The 16,325-nt window shown below is 72.4% G+C and carries 13 protein-coding genes; 5 read left to right on the forward strand and 8 right to left on the reverse strand.

Translation table 11 applies throughout. The annotated features are described in order from the left end of the window. The first annotated feature begins 20 nt into the window (after nt 1–20). Nucleotides 21–500, forward strand: coding sequence for an NUDIX hydrolase (locus tag ACZ4VA_RS05760; RefSeq protein WP_356167675.1), 480 nt, complete (start codon nt 21–23; stop codon nt 498–500). 70 nt (nt 501–570) lie between these two features. After that, nucleotides 571–1,065 (forward strand): GNAT family N-acetyltransferase, encoded by a 495-nt coding sequence (locus ACZ4VA_RS05765; RefSeq protein ID WP_356240736.1) that lies wholly within the window; start codon nt 571–573, stop codon nt 1,063–1,065. 32 nt (nt 1,066–1,097) lie between these two features. Here the strand turns inward: ACZ4VA_RS05765 and ACZ4VA_RS05770 are convergent, their stop codons facing one another. After that, complete coding sequence (locus ACZ4VA_RS05770; RefSeq protein ID WP_355787362.1) at nt 1,098–1,691, reverse strand: helix-turn-helix domain-containing protein; 594 nt, start codon at nt 1,689–1,691, stop codon at nt 1,098–1,100. Nucleotides 1,692–1,849: 158 nt separating this feature from the next. On the opposite strand from ACZ4VA_RS05770, the gene ACZ4VA_RS05775 reads away from it, so the two are divergent. Further along, nucleotides 1,850–3,430 (forward strand): MFS transporter, encoded by a 1,581-nt coding sequence (locus ACZ4VA_RS05775; protein WP_468079997.1) that lies wholly within the window; start codon nt 1,850–1,852, stop codon nt 3,428–3,430. Between the two features lie 19 nt (nt 3,431–3,449). On the opposite strand, the gene ACZ4VA_RS05780 is transcribed toward ACZ4VA_RS05775, so the two are convergent. Further along, nucleotides 3,450–5,360, reverse strand: a complete 1,911-nt coding sequence (locus ACZ4VA_RS05780) for a PAS domain S-box protein (RefSeq protein WP_468079999.1) — start codon at nt 5,358–5,360, stop codon at nt 3,450–3,452. A 188-nt stretch (nt 5,361–5,548) separates the two neighbouring features. Here ACZ4VA_RS05780 and ACZ4VA_RS05785 point away from each other — a divergent pair, with 188 nt between their 5' ends. Both ACZ4VA_RS05785 and ACZ4VA_RS05790 read left to right on the forward strand, forming a co-directional pair. After that, the gene (locus ACZ4VA_RS05785; RefSeq protein WP_355793236.1) at nt 5,549–5,908 is read left to right on the forward strand and encodes a DUF6204 family protein; all 360 of its coding nucleotides are present in this window, start codon (nt 5,549–5,551) and stop codon (nt 5,906–5,908) included. A 290-nt stretch (nt 5,909–6,198) separates the two neighbouring features. After that, nucleotides 6,199–8,265 (forward strand): NAD(+) synthase, encoded by a 2,067-nt coding sequence (locus ACZ4VA_RS05790; protein ID WP_356167877.1) that lies wholly within the window; start codon nt 6,199–6,201, stop codon nt 8,263–8,265. 68 nt (nt 8,266–8,333) lie between these two features. Here the strand turns inward: ACZ4VA_RS05790 and ACZ4VA_RS05795 are convergent, their stop codons facing one another. From ACZ4VA_RS05795 to ACZ4VA_RS05820, 6 genes are all read right to left on the reverse strand, one after another. Then, on the reverse strand, nt 8,334–9,719 hold the full coding sequence (locus tag ACZ4VA_RS05795; protein WP_468080001.1) for a hypothetical protein: 1,386 nt from the start codon (nt 9,717–9,719) through the stop codon (nt 8,334–8,336). A 197-nt stretch (nt 9,720–9,916) separates the two neighbouring features. Beyond that, complete coding sequence (locus ACZ4VA_RS05800) at nt 9,917–10,351, reverse strand: glutaredoxin domain-containing protein (RefSeq protein ID WP_468080003.1); 435 nt, start codon at nt 10,349–10,351, stop codon at nt 9,917–9,919. Between the two features lie 123 nt (nt 10,352–10,474). After that, nucleotides 10,475–11,692: a cytochrome P450 gene (locus ACZ4VA_RS05805; RefSeq protein ID WP_468080005.1), complete on the reverse strand. Its 1,218-nt coding sequence runs from the start codon at nt 11,690–11,692 to the stop codon at nt 10,475–10,477. Nucleotides 11,693–11,737: 45 nt separating this feature from the next. Next, nucleotides 11,738–12,724 carry a PDR/VanB family oxidoreductase gene (locus tag ACZ4VA_RS05810; RefSeq protein WP_468080007.1) on the reverse strand — a complete coding sequence of 329 codons (987 nt, stop codon included), beginning with the start codon at nt 12,722–12,724 and terminating at the stop codon, nt 11,738–11,740. Between the two features lie 122 nt (nt 12,725–12,846). Then, entirely contained in the window at nt 12,847–13,614 is a 768-nt protein-coding gene (locus tag ACZ4VA_RS05815) for an IclR family transcriptional regulator (protein WP_468080009.1), read from the reverse strand. An 89-nt stretch (nt 13,615–13,703) separates the two neighbouring features. Then, nucleotides 13,704–16,181 carry a beta-glucosidase H gene (locus ACZ4VA_RS05820; RefSeq protein WP_468080011.1) on the reverse strand — a complete coding sequence of 826 codons (2,478 nt, stop codon included), beginning with the start codon at nt 16,179–16,181 and terminating at the stop codon, nt 13,704–13,706. Nucleotides 16,182–16,325 lie beyond the last annotated feature (144 nt).

Here is a 16,325-nt window from a genome sequence, read left to right on the forward strand (position 1 = left end):
CGGCCGGGGATCCTGGGCTCATGGCCGGTACCGGTGCCCCACCACTCGCCGCCGACGACCGCGGCAACGCCCTGCTTTCCTTCCATCCGGGGGATGAGGAAGCACCGCCCGGCGACGCGCCGTTGCCGGTCGCCCTGGTCGCCCTGTGGCACGCCGGGCGTGTGCTACTGGTCTTCGACCGGTACCGGCGTTCCTGGGAACTCCCCGGCGGCGGCATCGAGGACGGCGAGACCCCTCGCCAGGCGGCCGTGCGTGAACTGCGCGAGGAGAGCGGCCAGTCGAGCCGTGAGCCGTTGCGGTTCGTCGGCCGGCCCCGCTTCTCGCTGGCACCCGACGGCCGCGTCGAGTACGCCGCCCTCTTCACGGGCCACACCGCCGGCGTACGCGCCTTTCACCCCAACGCGGAGATCTCCGGCATCCGTTGGTGGGACCTCCGCGAGGACCTGCCCGGTCGCGTGCAGGCCCTGGACGCGTACCTCGCCCGGCTCACCCGCACGTGACCGGCCTGCCCCCGGCCGGGTTTGTCCCGGACCCCGGCGGTACGTGATCGCCGGGTCGTATGCTGCCGGGATGACGAAGCTGGAGCGGTTGCGGGCCGACCACGCACCGGCGTTGCTCGCGTTCGAGCGCGAGAACCGGGAGTTCTTCGCCCGGAGCATCCCGGACCGCGGGGACGCCTACTTCAGCGAGTTCGCGGCTCGCCACCGCGCCCTCCTGGCCGAACAGGACGCCGGCGCCTGCCACTTCCACGTCGTGGTGGACGAGCGGGGCGACCTGCTGGGCCGGGTCAATCTCGTGGACGTCCAGGACGGGAACGCCGAACTCGGTTACCGCATCGGGGAACACGCGACGGGACGGGGCGTCGCGACCGCCGCGGTAGCCGAGGTGTGCGGGCTCGCCGCCGCGGCCTACGGGCTGACGTCCCTCGTCGCGCGCACCACGACCGACAACCCGGCCTCGCAGAGGGTCCTCGCCCGTAACGGGTTCACCGTCGTCGGTGACACCACACTCAGCGGACGCCCCGGCATCCGCTACCACCGCCGCCTCTCCGAACCGGCCCCGTAGTCACTCCTGGGCCGTACGGGCGGAGAGACAGCTCACGGTGATGTGCCGCCCGGTCCGCCGGTGTCCTCGCCGCGCTGGTGACCCCGGCGGGCGTCACGGTCGAAGATGCCCAGGATCTCGCAGGGTCCGCCCTCCGCCCCGATGGCGTGCGGAAGCATGGTGGGGAACTCCGCCGCCTGGTTGGTCTCGATACGGAAGCGCCGGTTGCCCAGCAGCAGGACCGCGGTGCCGGACAGGACCACGAGCCACTCACGGCCCGGGTGGGCACGCATGCGCGAAGGGCTGTCGGGCGGCGGGCTGGTCATGCGCTGACGTACGACCGTCATCCCCGGCTCCGCCTTGACCGACCAGTGCATGCGCGCGTGCGCGGCGTCGACGACCGGGTTGGAGACGACATCGTCGGTTGCGCTCTCGACGAGCTGGTCGAGGGAGGTGTCCAGGGCGCGGGCGATGGTGACGAGCTGGTCCAGGGCGAGACGGCGGTGGCCGTTCTCGATGCGGCTGAGGGTGGACTGGCTGACCTTGGCACGGGCGGCCAGCTCCTCCAGTGACCAGCCCTGAGCCACGCGCAGGGCCCGGATCCTTTTGCGTACCAGGCTGTCCAGCTCACCATCGTCTTGCGTCATAGGCAAAAGTGTATGCCCTGGATGCAAGGGGCGCTTAGCGTCGTCCGTGTCCCGGTCGGCGACGCCCCCTCTATCCCCTACCCGCACCTTTTCGGGCGGCCGGGTTCTGCGCGAGGCCGTCCGGGTCCCGCCCTACGCACGCCCCCCGAGAGGACTCCATGAGTACCGACCCGTCTCCGCAGGTCAGCGACACCCCGGCAGGCGCCCCCGGCAAGGAAGGACCCGATGCACGGCAGCGGCGCGCGATCCTGACCGCCGTCTGCGTCGCGCTGATGGCCGTCATCGCATCGGTGTCCGGCCTCAACGTCGCCCAGTCCGATCTCGCCGTGGCCTTCGGCGCCTCGCAGAGCACGGTCCTGTGGATCATCAACATCTACACGCTCAGCCTGGCGGCGCTGCTGCTGCCGCTCGGTGCCATCGGCGACCGGCTGGGCCGCAAGCCCATGCTCCTCACCGGTCTCGCCGTCTTCGGCGTCGCCAACGCCGTCGCAGGGCTCGCCCCGTCGGCCGAAGTCATGCTCACCGCGCGCCTGTTCAGCGGAGTCGGCGCGGCGATGATCATGCCCATCACCCTCGCCGTCATCGCCTCCACCTTTCCGGCGGAGGAACGAGGACGGGCGATCGGCGTATGGACCGGGGTGGCCGGCGGTGGCGGCATCCTTGGCATGTTCCTCTCCGCCGCTCTGGTCGACGTCGCGAGCTGGCGCTGGCTGTTCGCCCTGCCCGTCGCGCTCGTCGTCGTGGCCCTCGTCCTGACCCTGCGCTCTGTCCCCGACTCCCGCGAGAAGACCGGGCACTCCTTCGACACGGTGGGCGCGCTGACCTCCGTCGTCGCCGTCGCCGGCCTCGTCTACGCCCTCCAGGAAGGACCGGAGGCCGGGTGGACCGCGCCCGCAACGCTGCTCGGCCTGGCCGTCGGTGTCCTCGCCGCCGGCGTCTTCGTGGCCTGGGAACTGCGCCGCCGGGACACCGCGCTCCTCGACGTGCGCCTGTTCCGGGAGCGAGGTCTGGCCGGCGGCTCGGTCACGCTCCTGGCCGTCTTCGGCGTGCAGGCGGGCATCTTCGTGGTCCTCTTCCCGTTCCTCCAGGCCGTCCTCGGCTGGTCGGGGCTGCTGTCCACGCTCGCCCTGATGCCGATGGCCGTGCTCATGATGGCGTCCTCCGGCCTCGCCCCGCACCTGGTCGCGCGCGTCGGCACCCGTTCGGCCATGGCCGCGGGCATCCTCCTGGCCGGTGCCGGGCTCGCCCTCATGGCCGCCATGGTCTCCGTCGACGGCGGCTACCCGTCCGTCCTCCCCGGCATGCTCGCCATGGGCGCCGGCATGGGCCTGTCGATGACACCGTCCACGGAGGCCGTCACCGGCGCCCTCCCGCGGGAGCGCCAGGGCGTCGCGTCCGCGCTCAACGACGTCACCCGCGAACTCGGCACCGCACTGGGCGTCGCCCTGCTCGGAGCACTCCTGGCCGCCGGCTACCGCGGCGCCGTCGACTCCCGGCTGTCCGGCGTTCCGGACGGCGTCGCCGACACCGCACGCGAAGGCGTCTCCAACGCGCTGGCCGTCGCCGACCGGGCGGGGCCACAGGGGCAGGCGCTGATCCGGGCGGCCGAGGAGTCGTTCGTCGAGGGCTGGCAGCACGCCATGTGGACCGGTGTCGCCGTCATGGCGGCGCTCCTCCTCTACGTCCTGACCCGCGGCCCCGGGCACCGTCCCTCCGCACCGTCCGACGGCTCCGGCTGACGGCTCGCGCGGCGACCTCTCAGGGGCCGCGATCGGGCAGGGGGAGCGAGAACCACACGGCTTTGCCCTCCTGGGTGGGCAACGTGCCCCAGGACAAAGCCAGTTGGTCGAGCAACGCCAGACCGCGCCCCGACTCCTCGTCGGGCGCCGCGGTCCTGGCCTGGGGAAGCACCGGACTGCCGTCGCAGACCTCGATGTTGAGCTCGTCCCTGGTGCGACGCAGCCGCAGCCGCAGGGGGTCACACGCGTGACGCACCGAGTTGGCGAGCAGTTCGGAGGCCAGCAGGCAGGCGGTGTCGGTCAGGTCCTCGCAGTCCCAGTCCCGCAGGGTACGGCGCAGGAAGCGGCGCCCCTCCCCCACACTCACCGGCTGCGCGGACAGCAGTGCGGACACGGCGGTGAGCGGCGCCGGAGGGATCCGGGTGAGCAGCAGGGTCACGTCGTCCGCGTAGTCCTGGGGGTCGGGCAGCAGGGCGGCGAGTACGGCGTCTGCGGCCTGTTCCAGACAAGGGGTGGCACTGACGGCCTTTTCCAACGCCACGGCGAGGGCCCCGAGTTGCTCCTCGATGTCGCTGGTGGGGGTCTCCACCAAGCCGTCGGTGTAGAGGGCCAGCACCGAGTCCGGAGGCACCGTCAGCCGGGTCTCCTGGTGGGGCACCTCGCCGACGCCCAGCGGCACGCTGACCGGGACCGGGAGTCTGCGGACCCGTCCGGCGGCGTCCACCTCCAGCACGGGCAGGTGTCCGGCGGAACAGACGGTCAGGGCGCTCTCGTCCGGATCGAGAATCATGTAGCAGCAGGTGACGAGCTGGTCGGGCATCTCGCTGACGACCGCGTCCAGGGCGCGCATCAACTGCCAGGGCGGCATACCGGTCTTGGCCAGGGCGTGTGAGGCCGACCGCAGCTGGCCCATGACGGCGGCCGCCTCCAGGCCACGGCCCATGACGTCGCCGATCAGCACTCCCACGCGGCCGCCGCCGAGGGCGATCAGGTCGAACCAGTCCCCGCCCACCCCCGCGCCATGGCGTGCGGGGAAGTAACGACTGGAGGTGTCCATCCCGGGCAGCGGGGCGGGTGAGCCCATGAGGCTGCGCTGGAGGGTCAGAGCGACGTGGCGCTGCTGCTCGTAGAGTTGGGCCAGTTGGGCCTCGGCGGCCTTGCGCTCGCTGACGTCCCGGATGGCCGCGGAGACGAGGGTGCCCTCCGGGGTCTCCAGCGGGCTGAGGCTGATCTCCACGGGGAACTCGCCGCCGTCCTTGCGCAGCCCGTGCAGGTTCAGGCCCGCGCCCATGGGGCGAACGCGGCGGTTGTCGACGTAGCCGTGCCGGTGGGTGGGGTGGTACCGGTGGAAACGCTGCGGGACCAGCATCTCCACCTGACGGCCGAGGAGTTCCTCTCGTCCGTAGCCGAACAGGGTCTCCGTCTGGGCGTTGACCAGCTGGATGGTGCCGCCGTCGTCCACGATGACGATGGCGTCCGGTGCGGCCTCCAGCAGGGCACGGAAACGTGCTTCCGCCGCCTGACGTTCGCTGACGTCGCGCACGGCGGCGGAGATGAGGAGTCCGTCGGGCGTCTGCAGCGGGCTGATGCTGATCTCGACCGGGAACTCGGCCCCGTCCCTGCGCAGTCCGTACAGTTCGAGGTTCGCGCCCATGGGGCGGACCTGCTGGTTGTCGGAGTAGCCCAGGCGGTGGCCCGGATGCTGGGCGCGGAAACGCTGCGGCACCAGGATCTCGACGGGGCGCCCGAGCAGTTCAGTGCGGGGATAGCCGAACAGGGATTCCGTCTGGGCGTTGACCAGACGGATCACCCCGGCGTCGTCCACGATCACCATCGCGTCGGGGGCCGCCTCCAGCAGTGCGCGGAAGGGCTCCTCGGTCACGGGGATCGCGTGAGGTCTGGGGGATGCCTTGTGCCTGCCCGAGTGCATGGAACATTCCAGCATCAACCGGCCGCGGCGCAGGTGGCTTGTCGACAAACGTTCGTTTGTGACACGTCTCTTCCTGAACGAGCCCGTACCGGTCGCAGACGACTGCGGCGCCGGAACCTTTCGGCAAGGTGTCCCGACCGGTGGAAACTCGGTGGAACCGCGCCGGTCGCGGTGACTAGGTTCGGGGGATGAGTACGCGCATCTTCCGTGTCACCGTCCGCGGTGTCTTCGCCGACCTGACTCCCGAGCAGCGGGCCGAGCTCCTGTCCCGTGCGGCGGACCACGACGTCCTGCGGGCGGCCTTCACTCCCGAGGGCCACCTCAGCTACGACCTGGCCGCACGGTCCGCCTTCACGTTCCGCTTCCAGGACTCCGGAGAGGCCGAGGAGGACATCCTGGAGGCGACCGAGCGCGCCGAGGAGGCGGCCAAGACGTGGCTGGCCGAGCGGGGGTACGGCCACAAGAACCTCAGGAGCAGCGCCGAGGACCTCTCCCAGGCACCGCTGGGCAAACGGCAGCGCCGCGCCGCGGCCCGGCAGGACACCTGACCGTTCCAGGGCGGCCTTGAGCACGCCGTCACCGTCGGCGTCGTGGGGACAATCGTTCGGCCGCTCTGCCGCACGGCGCGAGTCCTCCGGGCGCCGACGGTCGCAGGCCGTCCCCCGAGGCCCGCCCCGGGGTCTCTACGGCGGAACACGCGCTGGTCAGCGGGCGGCCACTCCGGCACGAGTGCTCTTTTTCACCCTGTGATGACCACCGTTTAGTCTGTGATCACGGACGTTCCGGGTACGCGCACCACCGGACCGTGACGCAGGACATGGACGGATGCGGAGTCTCGATGAACTTCTGGTCGCTCTATCAGCACGGATTCGCGCGGATCGCCGCGTGCACCGGCCATGCCGCCATCGCCGACCCGCCCGCCAACGCGGAGGCGGTGCTGCGGCAGGGGCGCCGGTGCGCGGACGAGGGGGTCGCCGTCGCGATCTTCCCCGAGCTGTGCCTGTCCGGCTACTCGATCGAGGACCTCCTGCTCCAGGACTCCGTGCTCGACGAGGTCGAGGAAGCCCTCCAGATCGTGGTGGCCGGCTCGGCGGACCTGATGACGGTGCTCGTGGTGGGCGCCCCGCTGCGCTACCGGCACCGTGTCTACAACTGCGCGGTGGTCGTGCACCGCGGGCGCATTCTCGGCATCGCGCCCAAGTCCTATGTGCCGAACTACCGGGAGTTCTACGAGCGGCGGCAGATCGCCGCGGGCGACGACGAGCGCGGCGCGAGCATCCGCGTCGGCGGCGAGAGCGTGCCGTTCGGCGTCGACCTGCTGTTCGCGGCGCAGGACGTGCCCGGCCTGGTGCTGCACGTGGAGATCTGCGAGGACATGTGGGTGCCGGTGCCGCCGAGCGCCGAGGCCGCGCTGGCGGGCGCGACCGTGCTGGCCAACCTCTCCGGCAGCCCCATCACGGTCGGCCGGGCCGAGGACCGGCGGATGCTCTGCCGCTCCGCGTCCTCACGCTGCCTGGCCGCGTACGTGTACGCGGCGGCCGGCCTCGGCGAGTCCACGACCGACCTGTCGTGGGACGGCCAGACCATGATCTACGAGAACGGGGTCCTGCTGGCGGAGACCGAACGCTTCCCGCAGGACGACCGGTACGCCGTGGCCGACGTGGACCTGGACCTGCTGCGGCAGGAACGTCAGCGGATGGGCACCTTCGACGACAACCGCCGTGCACACGCCGCGCGCACCGACAGCTTCCGGCAGGTGGAGTTCCGGCTCGACCCGCCGTCGGCGGACCTCGGGCTCAAGCGCCGGGTGGAGCGCTTCCCCTTCGTGCCCGCCGACGCCGACCGGCTCGCTCAGGACTGCTACGAGGCCTACAACATCCAGGTGGCGGGGCTCCAGCAGCGGCTCGCGTCGATCGGCGGCCCCAAGGTCGTGATCGGCGTCTCGGGAGGCCTCGACTCCACGCACGCGCTCATCGTCGCCGCCCGGGCGATGGACCGCGCGGGCCGCCCGCGCAGCGACATCCTCGGCTTCACCCTGCCGGGTTTCGCGACCAGCGACCACACCAAGGACAACGCGCACAAGCTGATGCGCTCGCTCGGTATCACCGCGGCCGAGATCGACATCTCGCCCACCGCCCGGCTCATGCTCAAGGAGATGGACCACCCGTTCTCCTCAGGCGAGCCGGTCTACGACATCACCTTCGAGAACGTGCAGGCGGGGCTGCGGACCGACTACCTGTTCCGGCTCGCGAACCAGCGCGACGGCATCGTGCTCGGCACCGGTGATCTGTCCGAGCTGGCGCTCGGCTGGTGCACGTACGGCGTCGGCGACCAGATGAGCCACTACAACGTCAACTCCGGTGTGCCGAAGACACTCATCCAGCACCTGATCCGCTGGGTCGTCGGCAGTGAGCAGTTCGACGAGGAGACCGGCCGGACGCTGACGGCGATCCTGGACACGGAGATCAGCCCCGAGCTCGTGCCCGGCGACGAGATGCAGTCCACGGAGTCCAAGATCGGGCCGTACGCGCTGCACGACTTCACGCTGTTCCACGTGCTGCGGTACGGGTTCCGGCCGTCGAAGATCGCCTTCCTCGCCTGGCACGCCTGGCACGACAAGGACGCGGGCGTCTGGCCGACCAACTTCCCCGAGCCGAAGCGCGGCGAGTACGACCTCGCGGAGATCTGGCGCTGGCTGGAGGTCTTCTGCCGTCGCTTCTTCGGCTTCGCGCAGTTCAAGCGGTCGGCCATGCCGAACGGGCCGAAGGTGTCGGCCGGCGGCTCCCTCTCACCGCGCGGTGACTGGCGGGCGCCGTCCGACAGCACGGCCCAGGCCTGGCTGCGCGACCTGGCCCGCTGGAACAACCCCGGTGAGCCGGGGGGAACCGAGACGCACGCCGACTGACGGACGTCGGTCCGGACGAGCCGTCCGGTCACGGCGGCGACGTGACCGGACGGCCGTGGGTTCGCTCCTCAGCCGAGGGTGAACCAGGTGCTGCGGGACTTCTGCCACTCCGGGTGGTCGAGGTCCTTGGCGGCCGTGCCGTCCCCGTACAGGTCGGCGTCGCCGTCGTCGGTGACCAGCTGGACGCGCGCACCGGGCTGCGTGAGGTCCGGCACCGCCGCGATGGCCTCCCAGCCGCCCGCGTCGGACGTCGGCAGGTCGAGCACTCTGACCGGCTGGTGCCCGGCCACCCCGTCCCACGAGTACAGGGCGTAGGGGTCGCTGTTGTCGTCCGCGGCCCAGGACCCGGCCAGGATCAGGTACTGGTTCAGGGCGTTGCGGCGGATGTCACGGACGGACAGGCCGTCCAGGTCCAGTTCGACGGGCGCGCCGAAGACCGCACCGGTTCCCTTGACGACCTTGTCGAAGTTGGTGACCGGGACGAGCAGGGCGTCGCCGTCCGTCGCCGGGGGCACCAGCGGCGCGCGGAAGCCGACGTACGCCGTGGTGGTGCTGCCGGGCGCGAACTCCAGGCCCTCCACGTTGAACCCGTCGACCGCCTTGGGGACGGAGCCGGCGGCGGTGCCGTCCGCGAAGCCGAGGGGGTCGCCGCCCGCGCGGTCCCAGCGCACCAGGTCGTCACGGAGGCCGTGGTAGGCGCTGCCGAAGGTCAGGGTCGTGGCTGCGCCGGACCCGGAGAGCGTGGTGGTGAAGACCGTGTTCCGGTCGGCCCGGTACTCGCCGTCCTTGTTGTTGCCGAGCGATCCCGTCCAGTAGACCGTGTTGCCCACCAGGGTGCCGCCCTCGATGTCGGCCTCCTTGTCCGCGCCGAGGGCGGAGTCGAGGTTCCACGTCCTGACCGGGGCTCCGGAGACGGATCCGTTGTAGAGCCGCAGGGTGTTGTCCTCGTCGTTGGCGACGAGGAGGTGGCCGCCGCCGACGTCCACCGCTGCCGAGGCGTCGCTGGCGCCGGTCAGGTAGCGGGCGTCCGCGGAGTGCTGGACGGCAGGCGACGCGGCGTAGTGCAGGGTGGTGGTCGCGGTCTTGCCTCCGAGCCCGGTGACCTTGAGCGTGAGGTCGGTGCGGCCGCGGGAGTGGGCGGTCACGCCGAGCGTACGTGTTCCGCCGGTGCCGGTGACCGTGATGTCGGTGGTGCCCGCGACGGACGACGAGGTGGTCTTCGACGCGGTGACCGTCAGCGCGGAGACGTCGGCGCCGCTCTGCGCGACGGTCACGGTGACGGTGGGGTCGGCCGTGGCGCCGACGGCTCCCGAGAGGTACGCGGAGGAGAGTTTGATCGTCGGCGTCCCGTAGGTCACGGCGTGGGCGGGCACGCCTGCCGCCAGGGACGACAGCAGCGCCGTCGCCACGGCCAGGGTGGTCCCGCGGGTGGACGACGGGGAGGGAAAGCGCACGGTCGGTGCCTTTCGTCGGCTCGGCTCGACGGCATCCGCCACGACGGCCGATGCCGTCGAGAAGGCTGTAGCCGACGCCCCAACTCCCGGCTACCGCACGGAGTCGTGACGACGAACAACGGCCGACGGATGATCATCGGGCAGGCCGTGGGAGCGGCCGGTGACACCGTCTCCGGCCGCTGCTCCTCCCCGCGTCCTCACCGTGAGCGCAGCTGTGCACGCACCCACGCGGGATCGGGGTTGACGTGCGGCCGGCCCGCGACCACGACCGTCGGCACCGTCTCGTTTCCGTCGTTGACCGCCCTCACCGCGGCGGCGCCGGCCGGATCACGCCAGATGTCGACCCAGTGCGCACCGCGGGCGCCGCGCCACAGCCGGATGCGCAGGCGGAGGCAGTACATGCAGCCGGCCCGCCAGTACACGATCGGCCGGCCGTCGGCCGCGCTGCGGCGTCGCGCCTCGGCCGCGCTCAGCGACCGGGGGAACGGCAGCGGCGAGTGCAGTCCGGCGAGCCCGAGGAACAGCAGCAGGAGGGGCACGGCGACCCCGAACTCCCCCCTGCCCACCGGACCCGCCACCATGGCGGCACCGCAGAGCGCCAACACCGCCGGCAGGATCCACGCACGCATCATGACGACGCAGGCTATCGGTGACATGTGCGCGGGGCCGCGGGCGGGGTCTGCCGTCGCGCCAACTCCCGTACACCCCAAGCCGGTTGGGGCCGTGTACGGTCGCGTGGTGAGGCGGTACGAAGTTCAGGCCGCGGGGCGAATCCGCACCGGGAGGGACGCCCACGAGCGCAGGGTGTTGTTGAGGTGCCGCCGCGGGTCACCATCCGGCTCGATGCGGTCCACCTTGCGGACGAGGGCGGTAAGGAGCGTCTCAGCCTCCAGGCGGGCGACGTGCTGCCCGACGCACTGGTGGATGCCCATGCCGAAGCCGACATGGCCGGAGGGGTCGCGCGTGAGGTCGAAGCGGTCGGGGTCGGTCCAGCGGGCCGGGTCCCGGTTGGCCGATCCGAGGAACATGAGGACCTTGGAGCCTTCCGGGACGACCGTCCCGGCGATGGTCACGTCCGTCGTGGCGGTGCGGAAGAAGGTCTGCACGGGCGATTGCCGGCGGACCGCCTCGTCGAACGCCACCCGCGCCAACCCGGGCCGCTCGCGCAGCCGTTGCCACGAGTCCGGATGGGTGGCGAAGGCGTGGAGGGTCGCGGCGAGGCCGTGCACCGTGGTGTCGACGCCGGCGGTGAGCAGTGAGCGCACCACCAAGGGCGCCTGTTCGTGCGTGAGTTCGCCCCGGTCGGCGGCGGCCCAGATGCGGGCGCCGAAACCGTCCTCGCCGAGGGCTTCCCGCGCGCACCGGGCGTTCACCCAGGTGGTCAGTCCGGCGGCCCGGTGCGCGTCGGCCGTCACGAGCTCGTTGACGGGTCCGAAGGCGTTGAAGGCCATGTTCCCGTAGGGCAGAAGGTTTTCGCGTCCTTCGGGCCCCAGGCCCACCGCGTCGGGGAAGACCCGCAGCGGGAAGGCCACGGCGAGTGCCTCGAACGCGTCGAATCGCGGCCCCCGTTCGGCCAGGACCGTCTCGACGAGTTCGTCGGCGACCCGCTGCCATGTCTCGCTCAGCCGGCGCAGCACCGGTGGGGCGAGGATCTCGCGCAGTACGCGCCGCGGGGCGTCGTGGTGCGGCGGGTCGGCCTCCAGCAACAGGCTCGGCGTCCGCCAGGGCTTCTCGCGGCGGAAGTCGGCGAGGCCCACGCCCGCCCCGGACTGGAAGTTCTGCCAGTCGACGAGAGCGGCGTGCACCTCGCGGTACCGGGCCAGGGCGTGGACGTTGTAGCGGGTCAGGTGGACGACGGGACCGGCCTCGCGCAGCGCGCGGTGCAGGGGTTCGGGGTTCTCCAGGTGTTCGGCGGCGAAGGGGTCGGCGGCGCTGGTGGGCGTCGGGAGGTCGATAACCGGTGACTCGGACATGGCGGCTCCGGCGGAAGGCGGCTGGACGGGGTGGGTGGGTCCGGCTCACAGGTCCAGGACCAGGCGGTCCGAGCGGGAGCGGGACACGCACGGGAGCATGCAGTCGCCGGCGGCCCTTTCGTGCTCGGCCAGGACGGAGTCGCGGTGGTCGGGGATTCCCGACATGACCGGCGTGAGGCAGGTGCCGCAGGTTCCCTGCCCGCAGGAGGAGAGCACGTCGGCGCCCGCCAGGCGCAGGGCGTCCAGGACGGAGAGGCCGGGAGTCACGGTCACGGTCCGGCCGGTGCGGCGCAGTTCCACGTCGAAGGGCGTGCGCAGCGCGGGCTCCGCAGGTGCGGCGGGGGTGAAGCGTTCGGTGCGCAGGCTGTAGGGCGGCCACGGGGCGCAAGCTTCCCGGACGGCTGCGAGCAGGGTCTCGGGTCCGCAGCAGTACACCCGGGTTCCGGGGGCGGGGACGGCCAGCCACCTGACGAGGTCCAGCAGGCCGTGGGTGTCCTCGGGCCGCAGGTGTACGCGGTCGCCGTGGACGCCGGTGAGTTCCTCGCGGAACGCCATGGATGCCCGGGTGCGCCCGCCGTAGAGCAACTGCCAGTCGGCCCCGGTCAGTTCCGCCTGGTGGATCATCGGCAGCAGCGGGGTGACGCCGATGCCGCCCGCGATGAACAGGTACCGCTCGGCCGGCACGAGGGGGAAGTGGTTGCGCGGGCCGCCCACCCCGACCGTGTCACCTGGTGCGAGGCGGTCGTGGACGTACGCCGAGCCGCCGCGCCCGCCGGATTGGCGCAGCACCGCGACGCGGTAGGTGTGCGGGTCCCACCGGTCTCCGCACAGGGAGTACTGGCGGGTCGTCCCGTCGGGGAGGATCAGATCGATGTGGGAGCCGGGCGTCCAGTCCGGCAGCCGGGCGCCGTCCGGGTGCGTGAGGGTGAGTGCCGTGACCCCGTGGGCCACGGTCTCCTTGTCCCGGACCCGCAACCGCAGGGCGGTGGACGCCTGTCGGGGAGCGGCCGGCGGCAGGTTGGGTACGACCACGTTGTCGCCTCCTGTCTGGGGGATGCGGGAAGCATGGGCGCGGACTCCGGGGGCCCGCGACGGCGTTCTCACTCAGTGAGAGAGGACCTTCGTGCGGAAGTCATACGGCTGTCGTGTCGCCGTCACGCCCCGGCGGTAGCGGCCGTGCGGGCGCCCAGCGCGCGGCCGACGCCGCGGGCGGCGGCCCGTACGACGGGCACGACGGCGCTCGCGGCGGGGTCGTCGGGGACGATGACGGACAGCGCCGCCACCACGGTGCCGTCCGCGCCGCGCACGGGTGCGGCCACCCCGAGCGCCTCCTCGTGGACGTAGCCGGGACAGTAGGCGTATCCCCGCTGCCGGATCTCGGCGAGAGCCGCGCGCAGGCGTGCGGGTGTGGCCGGGGTCGCCGGGGTGTACGCGGTCAGCCGTCCGGCCAGCACGCGTTCCTTGAGGTCGGCAGGGCCGTGGGCCAGGAGCACCAGGCCGCTGGAGGAGGCGTACAGGGGCAACCGCCCCGCCACACGGGTGTAGTTGACGACCGCGTGCGGGACCGAGAGGCGTTCGAGGAACAGCACGTCGTCGCCGTCCAGGACACCCAGCTGCACATGGTGTCCCACGACGTCGTGCACGCCCTCCATGAACGGCATCGCGGCGTCGCGCAGCGACAGCGTCGGGGAGGCCCGTGTCACGAGTTCCCACAGCCGGACGCCGATCCGCACCTTGCGGTCGCCGTCCCGGCCGAGGAACCCGTGTGCCTCCAGCTCGGCCACGTAGCGGGAGGCCGTGGCGACGTGCAGTCCGGTGCGGCGCGCGAGGTCGGAGACGGTCAGCGCGGGTTCGTCCTGGCTGAACGCCTCCAGGATGCGAGCCGTCCGGGAGAGCACCGATTCGTGGTGGGGTGTCGTCATGGTGGGCCGCTCCCGTGGTCGGGCGGGCGCCGGAGGGACCGGCATGGCATGTCCCGCCCTCGCCGGGAGCGGCCGGATGCGGGCCGCCGTCAGGCGAGGCTGAGCGCTCTCCGTGCGGTCAGGTCCCGTGAACTGCGGGCCGTCGCGAAGGTGTAGGTGCCGGGGACGAGGGTCCAGGCGCCGGCCTTCCAGACGGTCAGGTCCTGGACGGGGACGGTCAGCGTGAGCCGCCGGGAGGCCGCGGGGGCGAGGGTGACCTTGCGGAAGGCGACGAGTCGGCGGGGTTCGGCCGCGGCGGCGTCCGGCAGGGCCGCGTAGACCTGCACGACGTCGGTGCCCTCGCGTGGGCCGGTGTTGGTGACGGTCACCGAGACCGTGACCTGCCGGGCGGTCCGGTCATGGGTGACGTCGAGGGAGCCATGGGCGAACGTGGTGTGGGACAGGCCGTGGCCGAAGGGGAACAGGGGCTGTTGGCCCCGGCTGTCGTAGAAGCGGTAGCCGACGGCGATGCCCTCGTCGTAGGACACCGTGCCGTCGGTGCCGGGGTAGGTTCCGGGAGTGGTCCCGGGTCCCTGGGTGGCGTCGGCGGGGAAGGTGACCGGCAGGCGTCCGGAGGGGTCGCTGTCGCCGAAGAGGACGGCGGCCAGCGCGGTGCCCGTCCCGCGTCCGCCGTACCAGGCCTGGACGACGGCTTCCACGTCGGGCAGCCAGGGCATCGCGACGGGGCCGTCGGTGTTGAGGACGACGACGGTGCGCGGGTTCGCCGCGGCGACGGCGGTGACGAGCTGGTCCTGGTCGCCGGGCAGGCCGAGGTGTCCGTGGTCCATGTCCTCCCCGGCGACCCGGTTGACGAAGACGACCGCTGCTTCGGCGCGCCGGGCCGCGGCCACCGCCGCGGGGATGAGGGAGTCGGGCTGCCAGCCGAGAGTCAGTCCACAGGTGCCGGGGTCGGCGGTGGCGCTGGTGTAGCGCAGTTCGACGGTGACGGCGCGTCCCGCGGTCAGTTCGGCGGTCCCGTGGAGCGGATAGGCGTAGGGGCCGAGGAAGAAGCGGCGGCTGTGGCGGGTGCCGGAGACGACCGTCTTCCCGTCGATCTTCAGGGTCGCGGTTCCGGCCGGCAGCAGGGAGAAGCGGTGCAGGCCGGTGGTGGTCGGCACGAGCCGGCCGGTCCAGGTGGCGGACCAGACGGCGGGCAGTCCGGCGACGGGGGCGGCGGTGAAGTCGACGGTGGGGTCGGTCCGGGTCGCGACCGGAGTGCCGTCGGCGTCGGCGTTCGCGTAGTAGGTGCCGGTCAGGCCCGCCGCCCCGCCGGCGGTGCGCAGTGCGGTCGCCGGGATCGTGGTCAGCGGCAGGTCGCCCTGGGTGCCCTGGGCGTGCGTGACCGTGACGGAGGTGCCGGCGCGGGCGCGGATCGCCTCCAGGGGCGTGGTCCAGGTGCCGGGGTCGACGTAGGCGGAGCCGGCGACGCCGGTGAGCGTGTCACCGCCGGCGGGGCCGATGACCGCGAGCGACTTCAGTGACCGGGGCAGGGGCAGCGCACGGGAGCGGTTGGTGAGCAGCACGGTGGAGGCGACGGCGGCTTCGTGGGCGAGGTCCTGGTGCCCGGGCGTGCTGACGTCGTCGGCGGGGGCGGGCACGGGGTGGTCGAAGAGGCCGTGCGCGAACATCGTGATGAGGATCCGGCGGGCCGCGTCGTTCAGGCGCTCGCCCGGGATCGCTCCGCCGGTGAGGGCCCCGGCGGGGATCTTGACGCCCGCGGGACCGAGGCCGGCGAGGTCCATCCCGGCGCGCGCGGCGGCGACTTGGTCGTCCCCGGCCCAGAAGTCGGGCACGGTGTAGCCCTGGAGACCGATGGTCTTCTTCAAGTCGGTGAACAGCGCCGGGTTCTGAGCCGCGAAGGTCCCGCCGATCCTCGGGTAGGCCATCATGACCGACGTGGTGGGCGTGGCCGCGACCACGCGGCGGAAGGGTGCCTCGTAGATCTCGTGCAGGGCGCGGTCGGAGACCTCGGTGTCGGTGACGAGGCGGTTCGTCTCCTGGGTGTAGGCGGCGAAGTGTTTGACCGTGGCGGCCACGTCCCGGTCCTGTATGCCGAGGGTGAGGGCCGCGCCGAGCCGTCCGGCCAGCAGCGGGTCCTCCCCCATGCCTTCGGCCTGGCGGCCCGAGTGCCAGGTGCGGGCCAGGTCGACCGTGGGGCCGAGGACGTTGTTGTAGCCCTTGGCGCGGGCTTCCGTGCCGATGGCGCGGCCGATGCGGCCCGCCAACTCCTCGTCGAACGTGGCGGCTTGGGCGACCGGTACGGGGAACGCGGTCACTCCCCGTTCGCCCCGCAGACCCGCGGAGCCGTCGACCATGGTCAGCGCCGGTATGCCCAGGTGTGCGACGGCGGCGAAGTCGCACCGCACGAGGGACTCCTTGTCGGCCGCGGTCATCCGGGCGAGCAGGGCGTCGGCGCGGCTGCCGGGTGTGGGGTCGGAGGCGGCGGCCGCTCGCCCGTCGGCGACGGGGGCCATGGTGACGGCCAGGGCGGTGAAGGTGGCGGCGGTGAGGAACGTTCGTCTGTTCACAGCGGCTCTCCGGTTGATGGTGGCGGGGCCTCATGACGAAGCCATGCGGGGTGGGGGCCGGCCGAGGGGTCAGGTACTCGGCCGGCCCCGGTTCGCGGGGGCCCGGGTCCTGGGAGGGGGAACCGGACCCGTGGGGAAGGGACG

This window comes from Streptomyces sp. NPDC028308 (assembly GCF_055565855.1).